The 21215-nt window shown below is 69.1% G+C and carries 18 protein-coding genes and 1 riboswitch; of the genes, 10 read left to right on the top strand and 8 right to left on the bottom strand.

Annotated features, from left to right (window positions below; translation table 11 throughout):
* Positions 1-29: 29 nt before the first annotated feature.
* Positions 30-1787: an AI-2E family transporter gene (locus GON01_RS01090; RefSeq protein WP_181600159.1), complete on the bottom strand. Its 1758-nt coding sequence runs from the start codon at positions 1785-1787 to the stop codon at positions 30-32.
* Positions 1788-1918: 131 nt separating this feature from the next.
* Between GON01_RS01090 and GON01_RS01085 the strand changes: the two genes are divergently transcribed.
* The 4 genes from GON01_RS01085 to GON01_RS01070 are packed head-to-tail and all read left to right on the top strand — an operon-like array spanning position 1919 to position 5469.
* On the top strand, positions 1919-2995 hold the full coding sequence (locus GON01_RS01085; RefSeq protein ID WP_157025182.1) for a YeiH family protein: 1077 nt from the start codon (positions 1919-1921) through the stop codon (positions 2993-2995).
* A 13-nt stretch (positions 2996-3008) separates the two neighbouring features.
* Complete coding sequence (locus GON01_RS01080; RefSeq protein WP_157025179.1) at positions 3009-3473, top strand: MaoC family dehydratase; 465 nt, start codon at positions 3009-3011, stop codon at positions 3471-3473.
* Positions 3470-4309, top strand: a complete 840-nt coding sequence (locus GON01_RS01075) for an HpcH/HpaI aldolase/citrate lyase family protein (protein ID WP_157025178.1) — start codon at positions 3470-3472, stop codon at positions 4307-4309. The genes GON01_RS01080 and GON01_RS01075 overlap by 4 nt, the downstream gene beginning before the upstream one ends.
* Positions 4306-5469, top strand: coding sequence for an isovaleryl-CoA dehydrogenase (locus GON01_RS01070; protein ID WP_157025176.1), 1164 nt, complete (start codon positions 4306-4308; stop codon positions 5467-5469). The genes GON01_RS01075 and GON01_RS01070 overlap by 4 nt, the downstream gene beginning before the upstream one ends.
* 167 nt (positions 5470-5636) lie before the next feature.
* Here the strand turns inward: GON01_RS01070 and GON01_RS01065 are convergent, their stop codons facing one another.
* Complete coding sequence (locus GON01_RS01065; protein ID WP_309503700.1) at positions 5637-7682, bottom strand: M13 family metallopeptidase; 2046 nt, start codon at positions 7680-7682, stop codon at positions 5637-5639.
* Positions 7683-7785: 103 nt separating this feature from the next.
* On the opposite strand from GON01_RS01065, the gene GON01_RS01060 reads away from it, so the two are divergent.
* Positions 7786-9384 (top strand): carboxyl transferase domain-containing protein, encoded by a 1599-nt coding sequence (locus GON01_RS01060; RefSeq protein WP_157025172.1) that lies wholly within the window; start codon positions 7786-7788, stop codon positions 9382-9384.
* A gap of 14 nt (positions 9385-9398) precedes the next feature.
* Here GON01_RS01060 and GON01_RS01055 read toward each other — a convergent pair whose 3' ends face one another.
* On the bottom strand, positions 9399-9812 hold the full coding sequence (locus tag GON01_RS01055) for an endonuclease domain-containing protein (RefSeq protein WP_181600158.1): 414 nt from the start codon (positions 9810-9812) through the stop codon (positions 9399-9401).
* Positions 9813-9907: 95 nt separating this feature from the next.
* Between GON01_RS01055 and GON01_RS01050 the strand changes: the two genes are divergently transcribed.
* Positions 9908-11764, top strand: a complete 1857-nt coding sequence (locus GON01_RS01050) for an acetyl/propionyl/methylcrotonyl-CoA carboxylase subunit alpha (RefSeq protein WP_157025171.1) — start codon at positions 9908-9910, stop codon at positions 11762-11764.
* A 282-nt stretch (positions 11765-12046) separates the two neighbouring features.
* Here the strand turns inward: GON01_RS01050 and GON01_RS01045 are convergent, their stop codons facing one another.
* Entirely contained in the window at positions 12047-12925 is an 879-nt protein-coding gene (locus GON01_RS01045) for an HpcH/HpaI aldolase/citrate lyase family protein (RefSeq protein ID WP_157025169.1), read from the bottom strand.
* Between the two features lie 25 nt (positions 12926-12950).
* Here GON01_RS01045 and GON01_RS01040 point away from each other — a divergent pair, with 25 nt between their 5' ends.
* Together GON01_RS01040 and GON01_RS01035 are read left to right on the top strand one after the other, a co-directional pair.
* Positions 12951-13553, top strand: coding sequence for an NADPH-dependent FMN reductase (locus tag GON01_RS01040; protein ID WP_157025167.1), 603 nt, complete (start codon positions 12951-12953; stop codon positions 13551-13553).
* Positions 13550-14272, top strand: a complete 723-nt coding sequence (locus GON01_RS01035) for a 3'(2'),5'-bisphosphate nucleotidase CysQ (RefSeq protein WP_157025165.1) — start codon at positions 13550-13552, stop codon at positions 14270-14272. The genes GON01_RS01040 and GON01_RS01035 overlap by 4 nt, the downstream gene beginning before the upstream one ends.
* On the opposite strand, the gene GON01_RS01030 is transcribed toward GON01_RS01035, so the two are convergent.
* From GON01_RS01030 to GON01_RS01015, 4 genes are read right to left on the bottom strand one after another with little or no spacing between them, the layout of a single operon-like run.
* A complete protein-coding gene (locus GON01_RS01030) occupies positions 14223-15008 on the bottom strand; it encodes an ABC transporter ATP-binding protein (RefSeq protein WP_157025163.1) in 786 nt (261 codons plus the stop codon). The two genes, GON01_RS01035 and GON01_RS01030, sit on opposite strands and share 50 nt — an antisense overlap.
* Entirely contained in the window at positions 14999-15973 is a 975-nt protein-coding gene (locus GON01_RS01025) for a FecCD family ABC transporter permease (protein ID WP_157025160.1), read from the bottom strand. The genes GON01_RS01030 and GON01_RS01025 overlap by 10 nt, the downstream gene beginning before the upstream one ends.
* A complete protein-coding gene (locus tag GON01_RS01020) occupies positions 15970-16815 on the bottom strand; it encodes an ABC transporter substrate-binding protein (RefSeq protein WP_157025158.1) in 846 nt (281 codons plus the stop codon). Before GON01_RS01020 ends, GON01_RS01025 begins: the two co-directional genes overlap by 4 nt.
* Positions 16816-18660 carry a TonB-dependent receptor plug domain-containing protein gene (locus GON01_RS01015; protein ID WP_157025156.1) on the bottom strand — a complete coding sequence of 615 codons (1845 nt, stop codon included), beginning with the start codon at positions 18658-18660 and terminating at the stop codon, positions 16816-16818.
* An 89-nt stretch (positions 18661-18749) separates the two neighbouring features.
* Positions 18750-18939: riboswitch (cobalamin riboswitch) on the bottom strand.
* Between the two features lie 65 nt (positions 18940-19004).
* On the opposite strand from GON01_RS01015, the gene GON01_RS01010 reads away from it, so the two are divergent.
* Positions 19005-20081 carry a CaiB/BaiF CoA transferase family protein gene (locus tag GON01_RS01010; protein ID WP_157025154.1) on the top strand — a complete coding sequence of 359 codons (1077 nt, stop codon included), beginning with the start codon at positions 19005-19007 and terminating at the stop codon, positions 20079-20081.
* Between the two features lie 42 nt (positions 20082-20123).
* Positions 20124-21197, top strand: a complete 1074-nt coding sequence (locus GON01_RS01005; protein ID WP_157025152.1) for a PA0069 family radical SAM protein — start codon at positions 20124-20126, stop codon at positions 21195-21197.
* The last annotated feature ends 18 nt before the right edge of the window (positions 21198-21215 follow it).

The following is a 21215-nucleotide window of genomic DNA, read 5'->3' as shown; positions in this document are numbered from 1 at the left end:
CGTGGTAAATGGAAATGGCTGCGAAACGATTAACCTCTGGCGCAGGTCTCGACCATGTCGCGCAGGCTGGCGCGCGTGTCCTCGGTGTCGGTGCGGCTGTCGCGCAGCAGCCCCCGCACGATGCGCGCGTCCGGCCAGCGGCGGCGGGCGCTGGCTTCGATCGACCGCCAGCGCGGCGAGGAACCGCGGAAGGCGGCGCCCGCCAGGCACACGACGACCGGATCGCACTCGGTCGCCAGCGTCGCATCGCACAGGACCGGCCGCTGACCATGCTTGGCGAGCAATTGCGCGAGCATGGCCGCAATGACCGGATCGGCCATGCCCGCACCTGCGACGCACAGGATCGTGAGGCCGGTCCGCGCTGGCGGCTCGGGCGGCGGCTCGCTCGGCAGCCGGCGCTGGTCGAGCGGAGGGTCGGCCGGCCCGGTCTCGTCCTCGTCGGGCTCGACGTCCTCGTGATCGGCCAGGCTGTCGACCAGGTCGCGAGTCGACTCGACGATCGCGTCGAGCGCGCCGCGGGTCAGCGCGCCCCGGCGGCGGTCGGCGAGCGCCAGCCGCAATCCGCCCACCACCACCTCGTCATAATAAGAGGAGAGCGGGCGCTCCTTCAGCAATTGCTCGGCCTGGTCATGGACCTCATGCTCGTCGCCCGCCAGCATGCGCTGGTAGAAGCTCTCGACCGGGGTCAGCGCGGGCCGGTCCCCGAACAGCACGTCGATGAACTCCAGCTGCGGCACGTGCCGGCCGAGCACGACCAGGCAGAGCGTCATCGGCGTCGACATTAGCAGGCCGATCGGCCCCCAGAGCCAGGTCCAGAAGATCGCGGCGACGATCACGGCCAGCGGCGACAGGCCGGTCGAATGGCCATAGACCAAAGGCTCGACGACATAGCCCATGATCGGCTCGGCGGCGAGGAACAGGCCGGCGGTCATGATCGCATAGCTCCACCCCGGCTCAGCGGCGATGGCGAGCAGCAGTGGCGGCAGCGCCGCCAGGAACGCACCGACATAGGGGACGAAACGCAGGATAGCCGCCAGCAATCCCCAGAGCAGAGGCGAGGGGATGCCGATCCAGTAGAGGCCGAGCGCGATCACCGCGCCGAACAGCGAATTCAGCAGCAATTGCGTCAGGAAATAGCGGGACAGCCGCGCCGCCGCCTCGTCGATCGCGACGGTGGTTCGGTGCAGGTCCGACGATCCGAACAGCCGGATGATGCGGTCGCGCAGGTCCTCGCGCTGCAGCAGGATGAAGACGGCGACGACCAGGACGATGATGAACGTCTCGAGCGGGCCGACCACAGGGCCGAGCAGCCGGCGCGCGGTGACCCAGCCGGTTTCCGGCGGCTGGTGGACCTCGACGGGGATCGGCTGCGCGGCGCGGCGGGAGAGGCGCGGCGTTGGGCGGGTCGGCGGCGGCGTCTCGAACCGGCTGGCGAGGCGATTGACCGCTTCCGGCAGCTCGGCGACGCTCGAATGGCCGAGCGCGATCCATTTGCCGCGGATCGTCTCGGCATAGCGCGGCACGTCGGGCGCCAGGCTCGCGACCTGCTGGCCGATCACCGCGCCGGTCAGCCCCAGCGTCCCCAGCGCCAGCAGCACCGCGATCACGACTGACAAGGTCCGCCCCAGCCGCAACCGCCGGAACAGCCCGACCAGCGGCGCCAGCACGAAGGCGAGCAGCACCGCCAGGACGATCGGCACCAGCACGTCGCGGGCAAGGTAGAGCGCGCCGACGCCGACCACGCCCGCTGCCAGCGGCACCAGGCTTGCCGCCCGGGGCGTGTGCACGGGCGGCACCGCCGCGTGCCCATTTTGTGGCGGTGAATGCTCCAACCCAGCCTCGCCGTTCGTAACGATCGCAGAACGAGGGCAGGGCGGGGGTGTTCCACGGCCGCAATTCTGCCGCTACAGCCGCGCCCATGGCCGATGCCGAACCGACCCAGCGACCCTTGCCCGCCGCGGCCGATCTGTTCGGCGACCTGCTGGAATATGACGCCGCACCCGCCGCGAAGGGACCGCGGGCGAAGCTGCTCGCCTACGTCCCCGGCCTCGCCATCACGACGCTCGCGGCCCTGGCGGCGGCCTGGCTCGGCGATCATTATCACGCGCCGCTGATGCTGATGGGGCTGTTGATCGGCCTCGCCTTCAATTTCCTCAACGCGGACGCGCGGCTGCACGCCGGGCTCGGCTTCGCGTCCAAAACGCTGTTGCGGTGGGGGATCGTGCTGGTCGGGCTGCAAGTGACGATCTGGGAGATCGCGGCGCTCGGCTGGCCCAGTTTCGTCGCGATCGGCGTGATGATCCTGGTGGTGATGTCGGTCGGCACGCTGGTCTCGCGCGCGCTCGGCATGGGCGCCGCGTTCGGGACGCTCGCCGGCGGATCGGTCGCGATCTGCGGCGCGTCGGCGGCGCTCGCGCTGTCCAGCGCGCTCGGCGAAAAGCGCGTCAACCAGGCGCAGCTGACTCTGGTGCTGGTCGCGGTCTCGGCCGCCAGCGCGCTCGCCATGTCGACCTATCCGGCGCTGTCGATGCTGCTGGGCCTCAGCCCGCACGCGGCCGGCTTCCTTTTGGGCGCGTCGATCCACGACGTCGCCCAGGCATTGGGCGCCGGCTATTCGCTGGGCGAGGTGCAGGGCCAGACGGCCGCGATCGTGAAGCTCACGCGCGTCGCCCTGCTCGCGCCAACGTTGCTGCTGGTCACGCTGACCCTGCCGAAGGACGGCACGGAGCGGCCTGGCGCGCCGCCGGTGCCGTGGTTCATCGTCGCTTTCCTGGTGCTGACCGTGCTGAACTCGGTCGTGACGCTGCCCACCGAGGTCGCGCGCGTCGCCAAGATCGGCACCACCGCGCTGCTGCTGCTCGCCGTGGTCGCGACCGGCATCCGCTCGCCGATGAACCTGCTCCTGAAACAGGGCTGGCGCGCCTCGATGCCGGTGGTCGCCGCGACCGTCACGAGCTTCCTGCTGGCGCTAGGCGCGGCGAAACTCTTATTCTAGGGCCGAGGGGATTATGGCCGGACGATATTTCGAAGACTGGGCGGTGGGGGACCGGATCGAGCATGAGATCCGGCGCACGGTGACCGTGACCGACAATCTGCTGATCTCCACGCTCACCCACAACCCGCAGCCGCTGCACATCGACCTGGAGGCGGCGCGGGCGAGCGAGTTCGGCCAGATCCTCGTCAATGGCACTTTCACCTTCGCGCTGATGGTGGGCGTCTCCGTCGGCGACACCACGCTCGGCACGCTGGTCGCGAACCTCGGCTACGACAAGGTGACGATGCCGGCGCCGGTGTTCATCGGCGACACGCTCCGCGCGGAGACCGAAATCCTGGAGCTGCGCGAGAGCCTGTCGCGCCCGAACGCCGGCATCGTGACGTTCGAGCACACGATGTACAACCAGCGCAACCAGCTGGTCTGCCGCTGCCTGCGCACCGCGCTGATCCGCCGCCGCCACCCGAAGAAGGACAAATGAGGCTCCGCTCGCTGCTGTTCGTGCCCGGCGACCGGCCGGAGCGGATGGAAAAGGCGCTCGACCTCGGCGCCGACGCACTGATCCTCGACCTGGAGGATTCGGTCGCGCCCGCCAACAAGGCCGCGGCGCGTGGAATGGTCGCGGACTTTCTCGGGCGCGCGGACCGCCGCTGCGCTCTGTTCGTCCGCATCAATCCCGCCGGCAGCGCCGACTCGGACGAGGACCTGGACGCGGTGCTGTCGGCCGCGCCCGATGGCATCGTCCTGCCCAAGGCAGAGGGGGCACGCTCTATCGCCGATCTGCGGCACCGGCTGCGCGGCCGCCATGTCCCGATCCTGCCGATCGCCACCGAGACGCCCGCCGCCGTGTTCCGGCTCGGCGATTATGCCCCGGTCGCGGAACATCTGGCCGGCATCACCTGGGGTGCGGAGGACCTGCCGGCGGCGATCGGCGCGGCCGCCTCGCGCGACGATGCAGGCGCTTACCTGCCACCCTACCAGGTCGCCCGCGCGCTGACCCTGTTCGGCGCGGCGGCGGCGGGCGTGCAGCCGATCGAGACGGTCTATCCGAACTTCCGCGATCTCGACGGGCTGAAGCGGGTCGCGGAGGCGGCGGCGCGCGACGGCTTCACCGGCATGATGGCGATCCATCCGATGCAGATTCCCGTCATCAACGCCGCCTTCACGCCCTCGGCCGAGGCCGTCGCCCATGCCCGCGCCGTCGTCGCGGCGTTCGACGCCAATCCCCATGCCGGCGCGTTGCAGCTGGACGGCCGCATGATCGACGCGCCCCACCTGAAACAGGCCCGCCGCATTCTCGAAAGAGCGAACCCATGACCAGCATTGCCACGCCCGATTTCGACTTCCAGCTCGGCGAGCATGCCGAGATGATCCGCGACACCACGCGCCGCTTCGCCGAGGAGCGGATCGAGCCGATCGCCGCGAAGATCGACGCCGACGACTGGTTCCCGAAAGAGCTGTGGCCCGACATGGGCGCGCTCGGCCTGCACGGCATCACCGTCGACGAGGCGGATGGCGGCCTTGGCCTCGGCTATCTGGAGCATGTGATCGCGGTCGAGGAAGTGAGCCGCGCTTCAGCTTCGATCGGCCTTTCCTACGGCGCGCACTCGAACCTCTGCGTCAACCAGATTCGCCGTTGGGCCAACGAGGACCAGAAGGCGAAGTATCTCCCCAAGCTCATCTCCGGCGAGCATGTCGGCAGCCTCGCCATGTCCGAGGCGGGCGCCGGCTCGGACGTGGTCGGCATGAAGCTGCGCGCCGACGCGGTGCAGGGCGGCTATGTCCTGAACGGCACCAAATTCTGGATCACCAACGCCGCCTATGCCGATACGCTCGTCGTCTATGCGAAGACGGGCGAGGGCAGCCGCGGCATCACCGCCTTCCTGATCGAGAAGGACATGCCCGGCTTCTCGATCGGCCAGAAGATCGACAAGATGGGCATGCGCGGCTCGCCCACGGCGGAGCTGGTCTTCAACGACTGCGAAGTGCCCGAAGAGAATGTGATGGGTCCGCTGAACGGCGGCGTCGGCGTGCTGATGTCGGGCCTCGACTATGAGCGCGCGGTGCTCGCAGGCGTCCAGCTCGGCATCATGCAGGCCTGCCTGGACGTGACCATCCCGTACGTCCGTGAGCGCAAGCAGTTCGGCAAGCCGATCGGTGCTTTCCAACTGATGCAGGCCAAGGTCGCGGACATGTACGTCGCGCTGCAATCGGCCCGCGCCTATGTCTATGCGGTCGCGAAAAGCTGCGACGCCGGCCGCACCACTCGCTTCGACGCGGCGGGTGCGATCCTGCTGGCGAGCGAGAACGCGGTCCGCGTGTCGCTGGAGGCGATCCAGGCATTGGGCGGCGCCGGCTACACCAAGGACTGGCCCGTCGAACGCTACGCCCGCGACGCCAAGCTGCTCGACATCGGCGCCGGCACCAACGAAGTCCGCCGCATGCTGATCGGCCGGGAGCTGATCGGGGCTGCGTAACTTCAGATCCTCCCCTCAGCTCGGCTGAGGGGAGGGGGACCATGCGAAGCATGGTGGAGGGGCCGGCGGCGCAGCCGACGGAAAGACCCTTCGCTTCGCTCCGGCCCCTCCACAGCGCCGCTTCGCGCCGCGGTCCCCCTCCCCGAGCAAGCTCGGGGAGGACCCAACTACCACACCTTCACCCGCTCGCCCGGCGCCAGGTACAGCGTCTGCCCCGGCGTCACCTTGTACGCCGGATACCACGCGTCGAGGTTCCGCACCGTCTGCACCCGCCACCGCGCCGGCGCGTGGACGTCGGTCGCCACGCGCGCGCGCAGCGCCTGGTCGCGCATCTTGGTGCGCCAGCTCTGCGCGAAGGCGAGGAAGAAGCGCTGGTCGCCGGTCAGCCCGTCGATCACAGGCGCCGGCTTCCCGCTCAGCGACTTGTGATAGGCCTCGTACGCCGCCGTCAGCCCGGCCACGTCGGCGATGTTCTCGCCGAGCTCCTGGCTCCCTTTCAGGTGCAGGCCCGGCAGCGCCTGATAGGCGTCATATTGCGCTGCCAGCGCCGCGCCCGCCTGCTGGAAGCGCTTCAGGTCCTCCGGCGTCCACCAATTATGCAGCCGACCGGTGGAATCGAAATCGGCGCCCAGATTGTCGAAGCTGTGGCTGACTTCGTGACCGATCGTCGCGCCGATCGCTCCGTAGTTCGCCGCCGCGTCGAACCGCGCGTCGAAATAGGGCGATTCCAGGATCGCCGCCGGGAAGTTCAGCGCGTTCTGCAGCGGCAGGTTGACCGCATTCACCGTCTGCGGCGTCATCCACCATTCGCCGCGATCGACGGACTTGCCGATCTTCGCCAGCTGGTGACGATATTCGAACAGCTCCGCGCGCTGCAGATTGCCGAACGCGTCGTCCGCGCGCACCGCCAGCGTCGAATAGTCGCGCCAGGTCGACGGATAGCCCACGCCGACTTTCAGCACCTGCAGCTTCCGGCGCGCTTCCGCCTTGGTCGTCGGCGCGAGCCAGGCGATCTTGACCAGCCGCGCATCGAAAGCGGCGACGATGTTTTTCACCATCCCCTCGATCTCGGCCTTGGACGAAGCGGGGAAATAACGCTTTGCATAGATTTTCCCGACCGCATCGCCGAGCGCGCCGTTGACGGCGGCGATCGCGCGCCGCGCCCGGCTCAACTGCGCGGGCGTGCCGGTCAGCGTCTTGCCGTAGAAGTCGAAATGCGCGTCGTCGATCGCCTTGGGCAGCACCGACGCGTTCTGGTTGATCGTGTGGAACACCAGCCAGTCCTGCCAGCTCTCCAGCGGCTCGTTCGCGACCAGCGCCGACAGCTTGACGATCGCGTCCGGCTGCCAGGCGGAAAAATCCTGCTGGTTCGGCAGCCCTGCCGCGCGCCAATAGGCATCCCAGTCGATGCCCGGCGCCTTGCCCGCGAAGTCGCCGCGCTTCCACGCCTGGACGCGATGCGCGTCCTGGCTTTCCTCGATCGTGGCATGCGCCTGGGCGATCTTCGTCTCCAGCGCCATGATCCGGTCCGCGCGCGCGGCGGCGTCGCTGATGCCCGCCAGCGTCAGCAGCTTCTCGACATAGGCACGATAGGCGGTGCGGATCTCCGCCATCGCCGGCTTGGCTGACAGGTAATAGTCGCGGTCGGGCAGCCCGAGCCCGCCCTGCATCAGGTACGGCACGGTCACGGCCGGGCGCTGCAGGTCCTGCGTGACGAACAGGCCGAACAGATTCTCGGTGGCGAAATGCGTCGCGTTGATCGGGTCGGTGTCGGCGCGCATGTTCGCACCCAGCTTTGCCGACAATGCGCTCTTGTCGCTGATCGCCGCGATCGCCGTCAGCTCCGGCTGCACCGGCGCGAGGCCTTTGCGGTCGATCGCTGCCGTGTCCAGATAGGCCGCATAATAATCGGCGATCTTGCGCGCTTCGGTGCCCGCGGCCGGCTTCGATGCGCCGGCGCCCTGGATGATGTCGGCGGTGCGCTTCTCGGCCTTCAGCTGGACGTCGTAGCTCACGCCGATCGAGGCGCGGTCGGCCGGCATCTCGGCGCTCTTGCGCCAGGCGCCGTTCGCATATTCCTCGAAATCGTCGCCCGGCGCGACGCTCCTGTCGACATAGCTCATGTTCACGCCCGACAGCGCCGCCGCGATCGCGGGCGCGGTCGATGCCGCATAGCCGAGCAGAAGCGCTTGGGAAATCAGGAATTTACGCACGGAGCATCCTCTCGATCCTTGATTGCCGTCAGGGTTAGCGCCGCAGGCGCAACGCGGCCAGCCCTTCCCAAGCGCAAAGCGGCTGGCTAGGTGCTGAACGCGCATGTCCGCTCCCGTCCTTTCGACCGCGATCCAATCCGATTCCGAGCAATTCCGCGCCCGCGCCGCGCACAATCGCGCGCTGGCGGAGGATTTGCGCGCCCGCGTCGCGACCGCCGCGCTGGGAGGAAGCGAGAAAGCGCGCACCCGCCACACAGAGCGCGGCAAATTGCTGCCCCGCGCCCGCGTCGAGCGCCTGCTCGATCCCGGCTCGCCGTTCCTCGAGATCGGCCAGCTCGCCGCCTGCGACATGTATGAGGGAGAGGTCCCCGGCGCCGGCATGATCGCCGGTATCGGCCGCGTCTCCGGCCGCCAGGTCATGATCGTCTGCAACGACGCGACGGTGAAGGGCGGCACCTATTATCCGATGACGGTCAAGAAGCATCTCCGCGCGCAGGAGATTGCCGAGCAGAACCGTCTCCCCTGCGTCTATCTGGTCGACAGCGGCGGCGCCAACCTGCCGCACCAGGCCGAGGTGTTCCCCGATCGCGACCATTTCGGCCGCATCTTCTTCAATCAGGCGAACATGTCGGCGCAGGGCATCCCCCAGATCGCCTGCGTGATGGGCAGCTGCACCGCCGGCGGCGCGTACGTTCCCGCCATGTCGGACGAGACGGTGATCGTCCGCAACCAGGGCACCATCTTCCTCGCCGGCCCGCCGCTGGTGAAAGCCGCGACCGGCGAAATTATCTCCGCCGAAGACCTTGGCGGCGGCGACCTGCACGCGCGCAAATCGGGCGTCGTCGACCACCTCGCCGAAAATGACGAGCACGCGCTGACGATCGTCCGCGATATCGTTTCCCACCTGGGTGCTCCGGCGCAGGCCGGAGCCCTGCGGGGTCCGCGCCCCCCCAAATACGACCCGGAAGACCTCTACGGCATCATCCCCGAAGACGTCCGCGCGACTTACGACGTGCACGAAATTATCGCGCGGCTGGTCGACGGCTCGGAGTTCCACGAGTTCAAGGCTCTCTACGGCAGCACCCTCGTCTGCGGCTTCGCGCACATCTGGGGCATGCCGGTCGCGATCCTCGCCAACAACGGCATCCTTTTCTCCGAAAGCGCGCAAAAGGGCGCCCATTTCATCGAGCTCGCCTGCCAGCGCCGCATTCCCTTGCTGTTCCTCCAGAACATCTCCGGCTTCATGGTCGGCGGGAAATATGAGGCGGAAGGCATTGCGAAACATGGCGCAAAGCTCGTCACCGCCGTCGCCACCGCGAGCGTGCCCAAGATCACCGTCCTGATCGGCGGCAGCTTCGGCGCCGGCAATTACGGCATGTGCGGCAGGGCCTACAGCCCCCGCTTCCTCTTCACCTGGCCCAACAGCCGCATCAGCGTGATGGGCGGCGAACAGGCGGCGAGCGTGCTCGCGACCGTCCACCGCGACGCGGGCTCCTGGACGCCGGAACAGGCCGAAGCCTTCAAGGCCCCGATCCGCCAGCGTTACGAAGACGAAGGCAACCCCTACCACGCCACCGCCCGCCTCTGGGACGACGGCGTCATCGACCCCGCGCAAACCCGCGACGTATTGGGCCTGGCCTTCGCCGCCACCCTCAACGCCCCCATCCCCGAACGCCCCCAGTTCGGCGTGTTCCGGATGTGATGGGAAAGGGTGGTCTAACAATCCTCCCCCAGCTTGTCTGGGGGAGGGGGACCGTCCGAAGGACGGTGGAGGGGCGCGCGCTTGCGCGCGATGGCGCCGATCAAGGCAAGCACGCCATCAAGATTGGTCAAAATTTCTTGCGCAGGAACTCGCAAAGTCCGAATTCCCCGGGTCAGAAGCCAGCGATCCCGCCGAGCATCCTTTCGCGGCCGATCACCGCGCTCATGCGCCTCGCCATCGACCTCCACGCAAAGCTTTGCGCGGTCGCAGTAGAAGTCGAGTTCATACTCTCCGGCCGGATGTTGCTTGCGCCAATGAAATCCCGTCTGCTTCCTGCGAAGCTGCCGCCAAAGCAGGATTTCGGGCAGGCTCATATCGCGGCGCAGCTCTTTCGCGCGCCGATATGCCCGTCCGGAGCCTTTGATCACCTGACAGCCCCCGTTTCGCGCTTCGCGCGCCCCTCCACCATGCTTCGCATGGTCCCCCTCCCCCAGCAAGCTGGGGGAGGACTTGAGGTCTCACCATGCTGAAATCCCTCCTCATCGCCAATCGCGGCGAGATCGCCTGCCGGATCATCCGCACCGCGCGCCGGCTCGGCATCCGCACGGTCGCCGTCTATTCCGACGCCGACGCCAGGGCGCTTCACGTCCGCCAGGCTGACGAGGCCGTGCACATCGGCCCCAGCCCCGCGCGCGAATCCTATCTCGTCGGCGACAAGATCATCGCCGCCGCTAAACAAACCGGCGCGGAGGCGATCCACCCCGGCTACGGCTTCCTCTCCGAGAATGCCGACTTCGCCCAGGCCGTCATCGACGCCGGCCTGATCTGGGTCGGGCCGAAACCGCATTCCATCCGTGCGATGGGCCTGAAGGATGCGGCCAAGAAGCTGATGCAGGAAGCGGGCGTGCCCACCACGCCCGGCTATCTGGGCGAGGATCAATCGCCCGAACACCTGAAGGCCGAGGCCGATGCGATCGGCTATCCGGTGCTGATCAAGGCGGTCGCCGGCGGCGGCGGCAAGGGCATGCGCCGTGTCGACGCGCCCGAGGACTTCGCCGATGCGCTCACCTCGTGCAAACGCGAGGCCGCCAGCAGTTTCGGCGACGACCGGGTGCTGATCGAGAAATACATCCTCTCGCCCCGTCACATCGAAGTGCAGGTGTTCGGCGACAGCTTGGGGCAGGTCGTCCACCTGTTCGAACGCGACTGCTCGCTCCAGCGCCGCCACCAGAAAGTGATGGAGGAAGCCCCCGCGCCCGGCATGGACGCGGCCACGCGCGAAGCCGTCTGCGCCGCTGCCGTGAAGGCAGCCAAGGCCGTTGACTATGAAGGCGCCGGCACGATCGAGTTCATCGCCGACGCCTCCGAAGGCCTGCGCGCCGACCGCATCTGGTTCATGGAAATGAACACCCGCCTCCAGGTCGAGCACCCGGTGACCGAGGAAATCACCGGCCAGGACCTGGTCGAATGGCAACTCCGCGTCGCCAGCGGCGAGCCGCTCCCCAAGCGCCAGGACGAGCTCAGCATCAACGGCTGGGCAATCGAGGCGCGGCTGTATGCGGAAGACCCGGCCAAGGGTTTCCTGCCGAGCATCGGCAAGCTCGAAGCCTTCATGCTCGGCGAGGGCGTCCGGATCGACACCGGCGTGACCGAAGGCGCCGAAGTCTCGCCCTTCTACGATCCCATGATCGCCAAGGTGATCGCGCATGGTGCCGCGCGGGAAGAAGCCAGGCTCGATCTGGCGGAAGCGCTGGACGAAAGCATCGTCTGGCCCGTTCGCAGCAACGCCGGCTTCCTGGTTCGTGCGCTGGAGCATCCCGACTTCGTTGCCGGCACCGTCGATACCGGCCTGATCGGACGCGACGGCGAAGCGCTGATCCCGCCCGCGATGCCGTCGGACGAGGCCCTGGCCGATGTCGCTGCGGCGCTGGCGGAGCAGCCGCTGGCCGGCTTCCGGCTGAATGCAGCCCCGCGGCGGATGGTGCTCCTGGCGGTCAATGATCAAAAAATGGCCGTCGCGTTTCCGGGCTCGGACAGTGACGATCCGCTGGTCGCCGATGAACATGCTGTGCCGGAGCCGGTCCTGCTGAGCGAGGAAGGCCAGACCTGGCTGGTGCAGCCTTACCGCGCGTCCGGGACGCATGCCGGCGCCGCCGGCGACGGTGCGATCACCTCGCCGATGCCGGGCCGCATCATCGCGGTCGAGGTCACTTCGGGCGCATCGGTCACCAAAGGCCAGAAGCTGGTCACGCTGGAAGCGATGAAAATGGAGCACACGCTGACCGCGCCGTTCGACGGCACGATCACCGAACTGAACGCCACCCCCGGCGCCCAGGTCAGCGAAGGCACGCTGCTGGTGCGGGTCGAGGCGGCCGAATAGATCCTCCCCTCGCGAAGCGAGGGGAGGGGGACCGCGCCCGATAGGGCGTGGTGGAGGGGCTCGGAGCGAAGCGGAGAGTCAGCAGTCCTCGCTTCGCTGCGGCCCCTCCACCTCTCGCCTGCGGCGAGCGGTCCTCCTCCCCGAGCAGAGCTCGGGGAGGATTTTGTCTGTCCTACACGCCAATCTCTCTGGCATGGTCCCAGGATGCGGCGCTTGCCTGGATCTTCATCTGATCGATCCGCTCGATCAATCGTCCGCCTGTGCAAGCCGCAAGCGCGTACGTCAGTGCGACCTTTCGTGACCTTTCGCGTCGTGGCCCGCGATCTGATGGGCCAGATCGATCAGCCGCTGCGCCTCGTCGACGTGCAATTGCTCGACCATCGCACCGCCGATCCGCGCCACGCCCTTGCCTTCGGCGCGCGCGGCGGCCCAGGCGGCGACGATCTCCCGCGCCTTCGCGACGGCTTCCGGCGAGGGACCGAAGATGCGGTTCGCCGCCTCGATCGTGCTCGGGTGCACGACCGTCTTGCCGTCGAAGCCCAGCTCCACGCCCTGCCGGCACGCGGCCTCGAAGCCGTCCGGATCGTCCAGCCCCAGATGCACGCCGTCGATCGCTGCCAGCCCGTGCGCCCGCGCCGCCAGCAGGATCAGCGACAGGCTGGTAAGCAGCGGCGCCCGGTCCGGCACGTGCCGCGCGCGCAGTTCCTTGGTCAGGTCGTTCGTGCCGGCGACGAACCCCGTCAGCCGCTCGCTCGCGCCGCCGATCTCGGGCGCGCAGAGCACGCCGCGCGGCGTCTCGATCATGCACCACAGCGCCGTGTCCGGCACCAGCGCCTCGACATGCCGCACCGCGCCTTCGTCCTCGACCTTCGGGATCAGGACCCCGTCGACGGGCAGCTCCGACGCAAGCTTCAGGTCCGCTTCCGCCCAGTCGGACGCGACGCCGTTGACCCTGAGGATCAGCTCGCGCGATCCATAGCCGCCCGCGCGCACCGCCTCTGCGATCGTGCGGCGCGCGGTCTCCTTCGCTTCCGGCGCGACCGCGTCTTCCAGGTCCAGCAGGATCGCGTCGCAGGGCAGGGTGCGCGCTTTCTCAAGCGCGCGCGGCTTGTCGCCGGGCACGTAGAGCATCGACCGGCGCGGGCGGATATGCTTTGGCATGCCGCTGCTCTAGCGGGGAGACTGCATGCCTGAAAAGCTGTCCATCGTCGGAATCGGCGGCACGACCACGCCCTGCTCCTCGACCGAACAGGCGCTGACGATCGCGCTCCGCGCCGCCGCCGCCGAAGGGGCCGACGTAGCGTTGTTCGACGGCCCGTTCCTCGCTTCGCTTCCGCATTATGCGCATGGAGCAGCCGATCAATCGGCCGAGGTGCGCAAGCTGGTCGCCGCAATCCGCGGCGCGCACGGGCTGATCATCGCCAGCCCCGGCTATCACGGCTCGATCTCCGGCCTGGTCAAGAACGCGATCGACTATATCGAGGAGACGTCGAAGGATTCGCGCGTCTATCTCGACGGCCTGCCGGTCGGCCTGATCGTGACCGCCTATGGCTGGCAGGCGACGGGCTCGACGCTGGCGACGATGCGATCGATCGTCCATGCGCTCCGCGGCTGGCCGACGCCGCTCGGCGCCGCGATCCGCAGCACCGCCGGCATGTTCCGCGACAGCCAATGCTCCGATCCCGGCGCCTCGGCGCAGTTGGAGCTGGTCGGCAGGCAAGTCGCGGAGTTCGCCCGCCTGCGCCGCGCCGCGCCCGCGATCCTCAGCACAGGGCCCGTCGAGGAATGACCGACGAGGATCTCGCGGCGAAGCTGGCGGAAACCGCCGGCCGGCTGCTGCTGGCCCTGCGCCAAAGCGGCACGGTCGAAGGCAAGGCGCTCGGCGATGCCGGCGACGTGACCGCCAACGCCTGGCTGATGTCGGCTCTGTCGGCGCTGCGCCCGGCGGACGCGATCCTGTCCGAGGAGCGGATCGACGACCTCTCCCGCCTCGACAGCCGCCGCGTCTGGATCGTCGATCCGCTGGACGGCACCCGCGAATATTCCGAAGGCCGCGACGACTGGGCCGTGCACGTCGCGCTTTCGATCGACGGCCATGCCGCGGTCGGTGCCGTCGCGCTTCCCGCGCAGGGCAGGCTGCTCCGCTCCGACCAGCCGCCACCGCCGGTCGGGCGGCCGGATCGCCCCCGCCTGCTCGTCAGCCGCACGCGCCCGCCGGCCGAATGCACGCAACTGGCCGATCGGCTCGGCGGCGAGCTGGTGCCGATGGGGTCGGCCGGCGCCAAGGCGATGGCGGTGCTATTGGGGCAGGGGGACATCTACCTCCACACCGGCGGCCAGCACCAATGGGACAATGCCGCGCCCGTCGCCGTGGCGCTCGGCGCCGGCATGGTCGCGACGCGCGTCGACGGCTCCCCCTGCACCTACAACGCCCGCGAGACGCTGCTGCCCGACCTCCTCATCTGCCCGCCGGACTATGAGGCACGCGTGCGGGAGGCGTTGGGATGAGGTGCACGCCGATCCGCTCGAAGCCGATGCCATAGACCTGTTCCAGCAGCTCCGGCCGCAGCACCTCCTCGGCAGCGCCGAACGCGACCAGCCGGCCTTCGCTCAGCAGCATGACGTCGTCGGCGATGCGCGCGGCATGGCTCAGGTCGTGGAGCACCACGACCACGCCATGCCCCTCGGCCGCATAACCGTGCAGGCGGCCGAGCATGTCCAGCTGGTGCGCAGGATCGAGGCTGGCGAGCGGTTCGTCGGCGAGCAGCCAGTCCGGCTCTCCGGCCAGCACGCGCGCCAGCAGCACCCGCGCCCGCTCGCCGCCCGACAGCTCGTGCGTCAGCCGCTCGGCGAAGCGGACCGTGTCGGTCAGCGCCATCGCCCGGCCGATCGCGGCGCGGTCGGCCTCGCCGAGCCCGGCAAAGGGCGAACGGTGCGGCGCCCGGCCGAGCTCGACCAGCGAGCGCGCGGGAATGTTCCACGCCAGCTCCGCCGATTGCGGCAGATAGCCGAGCCGCCGCGCACGTGTCCTGGCGTCGAGCGCGGCCATGTCGCTCCCGTCGAGCAGCACGCGCCCGCTTTCCACCGGGATCAGCGCCAGCATGGCCCGGAGCAGGCTCGACTTGCCCGCGCCGTTCGGCCCGAGCAACGCCGTCACCCGGCCGGGCAGCAGCTCCGCCGCGACATCGTGCAGCACCGTCCGCTGGCCCAAGCGCACCGTCAGCCTCTCGATGCTCAGGCCCATGCGTGGCTCCTGCGAAAGCGCAGCAGCAGCGCGAAGAAGAACGGCGTCCCCAGCAGTGCCATCGCGATGCCCAGCCGCACTTCCTCCGCGCCCGGCGCGAGCCGGACCAGGCTGTCCGCGAACAGCACCAGCGCCGCGCCGCCCAGCGCGGAGGGCAGCAGCACGTCCGACGGCCGCTGCCCGACCAGCGGGCGCACCAGATGCGGCACGATCAGTCCGACGAACCCGACCACGCCGGACACCGCCACCGCGCTGCCGACCGCGAGGCCCGTGCCGAGCGCAATCACCGCCTGCAGCCGTCCGGTCCTGACGCCAAGGCTGCGCGCCGTCTCTTCGCCCAGGCTCAGCAGGTCGAGGCTGCGGCCGGTCAGCGCCAGCACCGCGCACCCCGCCGCCATGAAAGGAAGGGCGCGCACCACGTCCTCCAGGCTGCGGTCGGTCAGCGCGCCCATCATCCAGCCCAGGATCTCGGCGGTCGCGAACGGGTTGGGCGCGATGCTGATCAGGAACGCGGTGATCGATCCGGCGAGGCTCTGCAGCACCGTGCCCGCCAGGATGAAGGCGAGCGCGCTTCCCGATCGCCCGACCAGCAGCGCCAGCAGCATCACGGCCGCCGCCGCGCCTGCCATCGCGCTGCCGAACAGCACCAGCGGCGCCGCACCCAGCCCCATCAGGATCGCGGCGACGGCGCCCAGTCCCGCGGTCGAGGACACGCCGATCAGCGCCGGATCAGCGAGCGGATTGCGCAGATATCCTTGCAGCACTGCGCCCGACAGGCCGAGCACCGCGCCGATCGCCAGTCCCAGCAGCGCGCGCGGCAGCCTGAGCTCCACGATGATCCACCAGCGCGGGTCGCCGCTACCCCAGGCAGAGAGCGGCACCCACACCTTGCCGGCGGTCAGCGAGAAGACAAAGCCGATGAGCACAATCAGGCCGAGGACCAGCAGGACAGGCAGCCGCCTCATGACGCCACCTGCTGCCGGAGCGCCGCAAGTCGCTGCATCGCCGGCACGATCGTCGGCCCGCCGCAATAGAAGAGCTGCTCGGGGAAATGGCCGATCGTCACTTTCGTATGGGAGGAGGACAGCGCTTCGGTGCGCAGCGCGACGCGTCGCGACTCCTCGTCCGCCCCGGCGCGGCGCTCGGGCGTCAGCACCACCTCCGGCGGGTGCGCGACGACATATTCCAACGGCAGCACGCCGGTCTGCGTCACGCCATAATCGGCGCTCGCATTCCGAAATCCGGCATGGGCCAGCATGTCGTCGATCAGCGTGCCGTGCCCGTTCACCAGGTTGCTGCCGCCGATCCACAGCAGCGCGGACGGGCGCCTTGCATCAGGCGGCGCGGCGTCGGCGACGGCGTGATCGATCCGCGCCACCAACGCCTCGCCGCGCTCCGGCGCTCCGACCGCCCGCGCGATCTCTCGTATCTGCGCGCGGTTCTCCGCGATCGTCGCCGCCGTCCCGAATGTCGCGACCGTGAGGCCGAGCCGCCGATAGGCGGCCAGCGTCGCCGGCGCGGTGAAGCTGCTCGCCAGCACCAGTCCCGGCTTCAGCGCGATCACTTCCTCCGCCGTCCCGCTGGTCGCGCGGAACCTGCGCGCTACGCCAGGCGGCATCGAACTCGATCGCGGGTCCTGCGAGAAATGGCTGATCGCCGCGATCCGCGCCGCCGGCACCAGCTCGACCAGGATCGCGTCCAGGCAGGGATTGGTGGAGACGATGCGGTTGCCGTCCGCGACAGGCGCAGGGGCGGGGGCGGCGCAGGCGCTTGCGAGCGCACACAGCGCCAGCGCCGCCCGCTTCATCTAGAGCCGCACCCGCACGCCCGCATAGGCCGCGCGGCCGGGCGTGTTGTAGTCCAGCACGGTCTCGTACCGGGCGTCGAACAGGTTCTCGATCCGGCCATAGAGCTCCAGCCGCTCCGAAACCGGAACCGCCGCGCGCACATCCGCCAGCACATAGCTGTCCAGGCGCACGCGCTTGCCGAATGCGTCACGGTCGGCGCTGTCCGAAACCTGCCGCAGCGTGCCGCCCAACGCCAGCCCGAACGGCGCGCGCCAGTCAACGTTCAGCGCGATGCTGCTCTTCGGCCGGCGCAGCAGCGGCTTGGCGAAATCGGGATTGCCGGGCGTCCGGTTTTCGGCATCCAGCCAGCTATAGGCCGCATTGATCCGCAGCCGCGCGCTCGGTCGCACATCGACCGCCGCTTCCACCCCGCTCGCCCGTGCCTGCGCGATGTTGTCGTAGGTGTTGAACGGCCGCGCCCCGTCCGCGCAGACGGGGATGTCCGCGCGGCAAGCCGTGAAGTCGATCTGGTTGCGCGTGCGGCGATGGAACCAGGTCAGGCTGCCGCTTAGCACGTCGCCGGCCAGCCGCTGCTCGACGCCGAAATCGATGCTCCGCGCCGTCTCGGGCCGCAGCGACGGATTGCCGAAGTCGGAGCGGAGCTGGAACAGAGTCGGCGCCTTGAACCCTTCCGCATAGCTCGCCCGGACGATCGTCGCGCCGAGGTCCAGCGCCGCGTTCGCGCCGAACGTCGTATGTCCGCCGAAATCGCGGTGATCGTCATGGCGGACGCCCCCGGTCAGGGTCAGCGGCGCGACCGGCTTCACGATCAGCTCGCCCCAGAGACTGTCGATGCCGGTGCGGAAGACCGAGGTTCCGTCGCCGAAGCGCGACCGCTCGCTTTCCGCGCCGAACACCAGTCGGGCCCAATCCGCTGCCTTCAAGTCGCCCTGATACTCGAACCGCTCCACCCGCCCGCGCGCGATGAAGCTTGGCGAAGAGCCCGGAGCGTCAAAATTGTCGCGGTTCACGTCGGCGATAGTGAACGCTGCCCTGTTGGCCAGCGATCCGAAGGCGGCCCGAATCCCGGCATAGCCGAACAGTTCCTGAATCGTGGAGAATTCGGGCGTGTCCGCAAAGGTGAAGCTCGGCGCCGGAAACCCGTCCAGCTCGGTGCGGCCATGGTCGAAATAGCCGCGCAGGTCGATCGCGATGCTGTCGGTCAGCGACACCTCGACTCGCCCGTTCGCGGCATAGCGTTCATAGCCGTCGCGCTCCGTGCCCGTACGTGCCGCGGAGATGCCGTCGGTCGTGAAATAGCCGCCGCCCAGCGACGCCGTGACCGGGCCGGCGGTGAAGCTTCCGTTCGCGACCGCCTGCGCGGTGCCGAACGAACCGCCTTCGGCGCGGGCGGTAAAGGTCGGGTCGGAGCTTGGCGGGGCAGTGACGATGTTCACCACGCCGCCGATCGCCTGGCTGCCCCAGGGCACGGAGTTCGGCCCGCGCAGCACTTCGATCCGCTCGATATTGTCGGCGAGCAGATTGGCGAAGTCGAAGCCGCCGCCCGGCGACGACGGGTCGTTCACTTTCACCCCGTCGATCAGCACCAAAGTCTGCTCCGCCTCGGCGCCGCGCAGGCGCAGGCCCGTGAACCCGCCCGCGCCGCCGTTGCGGCTGACCGCCACGCCCGGCGTCTGCGCGAGAAGGTCGGATACGACCACCGCTTGGCGCTGCACGATCAGCTCGCGGTCCAGCACCGTGACCGCCTGGCCGGTCTCGGCGGCGGACTGCGGGGCGCGGGCCGAAGTCACGACGATCTCGTCCGCGGCTGCGGCGGCGAGGAGGACGAAAAGGGGAAATGGCATGACTGGTTCCTTCACAAGTTACGGTCGTTGCCGTTCTTGCGAAGGAGAGCGCCGCTCTCTTCGTCCGCCCGGTGCACCCCGCCCGGCCAGATGAACAGCGGCGGCGGGCAGGTCTCCTGGCTCCCGGGTCAGTGCTGGTCGCGCCGCCTTCCCGGAGCGTGACTCCAGTGGCTTCAGTGGCGCGCCGGCTCGCCGGTCACAGTTGCGGGGGCAGCCGCGGCATCACACCGCGTTCCCTTTTGCTTCCCCTCTCGGGGAACCCGTCACGCGCGCCGTTTAGGCCCGGGCCAGCCGCTGGACAAGCCCCGGTCGTTCGGGCGAACAAGGAAGCAAAGGGAGAGACTATGGCGAGAGGGCAGGGGCCGTTGGCGGGGGTGCGGATCGTCGAGATGGAGGCGATCGGCCCGGTGCCGCTCGCTGCGATGATCCTGGCCGACATGGGCGCTGACGTGGTGCGGCTGGTGCGGCCAGGCATCGCGATGATGGGCGGTTCCGTCCTGAACCGCAGCCGCGCGACGGTCGAGGCCGACCTGAAGACCGACGCCGGCCGGAGCATCGCGCTCGCGCTGATCGACAAGGCCGATGCGCTGGTCGAGGGCTATCGGCCGGGTGTTATGGAACGCCTCGGCCTCGCACCCGAGACGCTGCACGCGCGCAATCCGCGCCTCGCCTTCGGCCGGATGACCGGCTGGGGCCAGACCGGGCCGTTCGCGCCGATGGCCGGGCACGACATTAATTATATCTCGCTGACCGGCGCGCTGCACGCGATCGGCCGCGCCGGGGAGCCGCCGGTGCCGCCGCTGAATCTGGTCGGCGATTATGGCGGCGGCGCCATGTTCCTGGTTTCAGGCCTCCTCGCCGGCATCATCCGCGCGCGCGGAACGGGGCAGGGGGATGTGATCGACGTCGCGATGACGGAGGGCACGATCAACCTGCTGTCGATGTTCCACGCCTTCCTCGCAGGCGGGCGCTGGCAAGACCGCCCCGAAGCCAACCTGCTGGACGGCGGCGCCCATTTCTACCGCTGCTACGAATGCGCGGACGGCCGGTATGTCGCGGTCGGCTGTCTGGAGCCGCAATTCTACGCAGCGTGCCTGCAGGGCCTGGAGCTCGACCCCGCCGATCATCCGCAATATCCGCCCAGCCGCTGGCCCGAGCTGGCCGAAGGGTTCGCCGCGCGCTTCCTGCAGAAATCCCGCGACGAATGGGCCCAAATCTTCGCCGGCACCGATGCCTGCGTCACGCCGGTGCTAAGCTTTGCCGAGGCGCCCCACCATCCGCACAATATGGGGCGGGGCAGCTATGTTGATGCGGAGGGGGTGAAGCAGGCGGCCCCGGCGCCGCGCTTCGCCGACGCACGGACGGGGATCCGCGCGCCGGAAATGCTGACCGCGGAGCAGGCAATCGCGCGCTGGGCGTGAAGCTCCGTTGCCAATGTTCTATATATGTTCTAATCTCCCACCATGGACCCGAGTCTCCGCCCCGCGCGCGGCGCGACGATCAACCGGGAGAGCACGCGCTTCAATCTGCCCGAGCGACTGGCGGACGGCGACTGGCTGGACGAGCGCGAATCGGTGGACGATGGCGTGCCGCCGCTGCGCACCACCGTCACGGTCGAGCATCCGAAGACGATCATCACCCGCAACGCCTCGCCCGACGTGCCGTTCGATCGCTCGATCAACGCCTATCGCGGCTGCGAGCATGGCTGCATCTACTGCTTCGCCAGGCCCAGCCACGCCTATCATGACCTCTCGCCGGGCCTCGATTTTGAGACGAGGCTGTTCGCCAAGCCCGACGCGGCCGCGCTGCTCCGCGCGGAGCTGATGAAGCCCGGCTATTCCCCGCGCCCGATCGCGATGGGCACCAACACCGATCCCTATCAGCCGATCGAGGGCAAGTGGCGGATCACCCGCGCGCTGCTGGGGGTGCTGAGCGAATGCGACCACCCCGCCTCGATCACGACCAAGTCCGACCGCGTCACGCGCGACATCGACCTTCTGGCGCCGATGGCGGCGAAGGGCCTGACCGGCGTCGCCTTGTCGATCACCTCACTCGACCCGAAGATCGCCCGCACGCTGGAGCCGCGCGCCCCGCACCCTGAAAAAAGGCTGGCGGCGCTCAAGAAGCTCGCCGACGCCGGCATCCCCGCGTTCGTGTCGCTGGCCCCGGTCGTCCCCGGCATCACCGATCACGAGATGGAGCACATCCTGGAGCGTGCCGCGGAAGCCGGCGCCCGCGCCGCCTTCTTCTTGCCGGTCCGCCTGCCATGGGAAGTCGCGCCCCTGTTCCGCGCCTGGCTGGACGAGCATTTCCCCGACCGCGCCGCCAAGGTCATGTCGATCATCCACTCGATCCGCGGCGGCCGCGACAACGACCCGAACTTCTACACCCGCATGCAAGGCCAGGGCCCCTGGGCCGACCTGCTCCGCACCCGCTTTCATAAGGCATGCAAGAAGCTGGGCTTGAACAACGAGCGCTTCCAGCTCCGCACCGACCTGTTCCGGCCACCGGAAGGGGCGCAGATGCGATTGTTTTGAGTTGGGGAACGGACAATG

This window comes from Sphingomonas horti, from assembly GCF_009753715.1.
Classification (GTDB): domain Bacteria; phylum Pseudomonadota; class Alphaproteobacteria; order Sphingomonadales; family Sphingomonadaceae; genus Sphingomonas_B; species Sphingomonas_B horti.
This window is presented reverse-complemented; position numbering and strand designations above follow the sequence as displayed.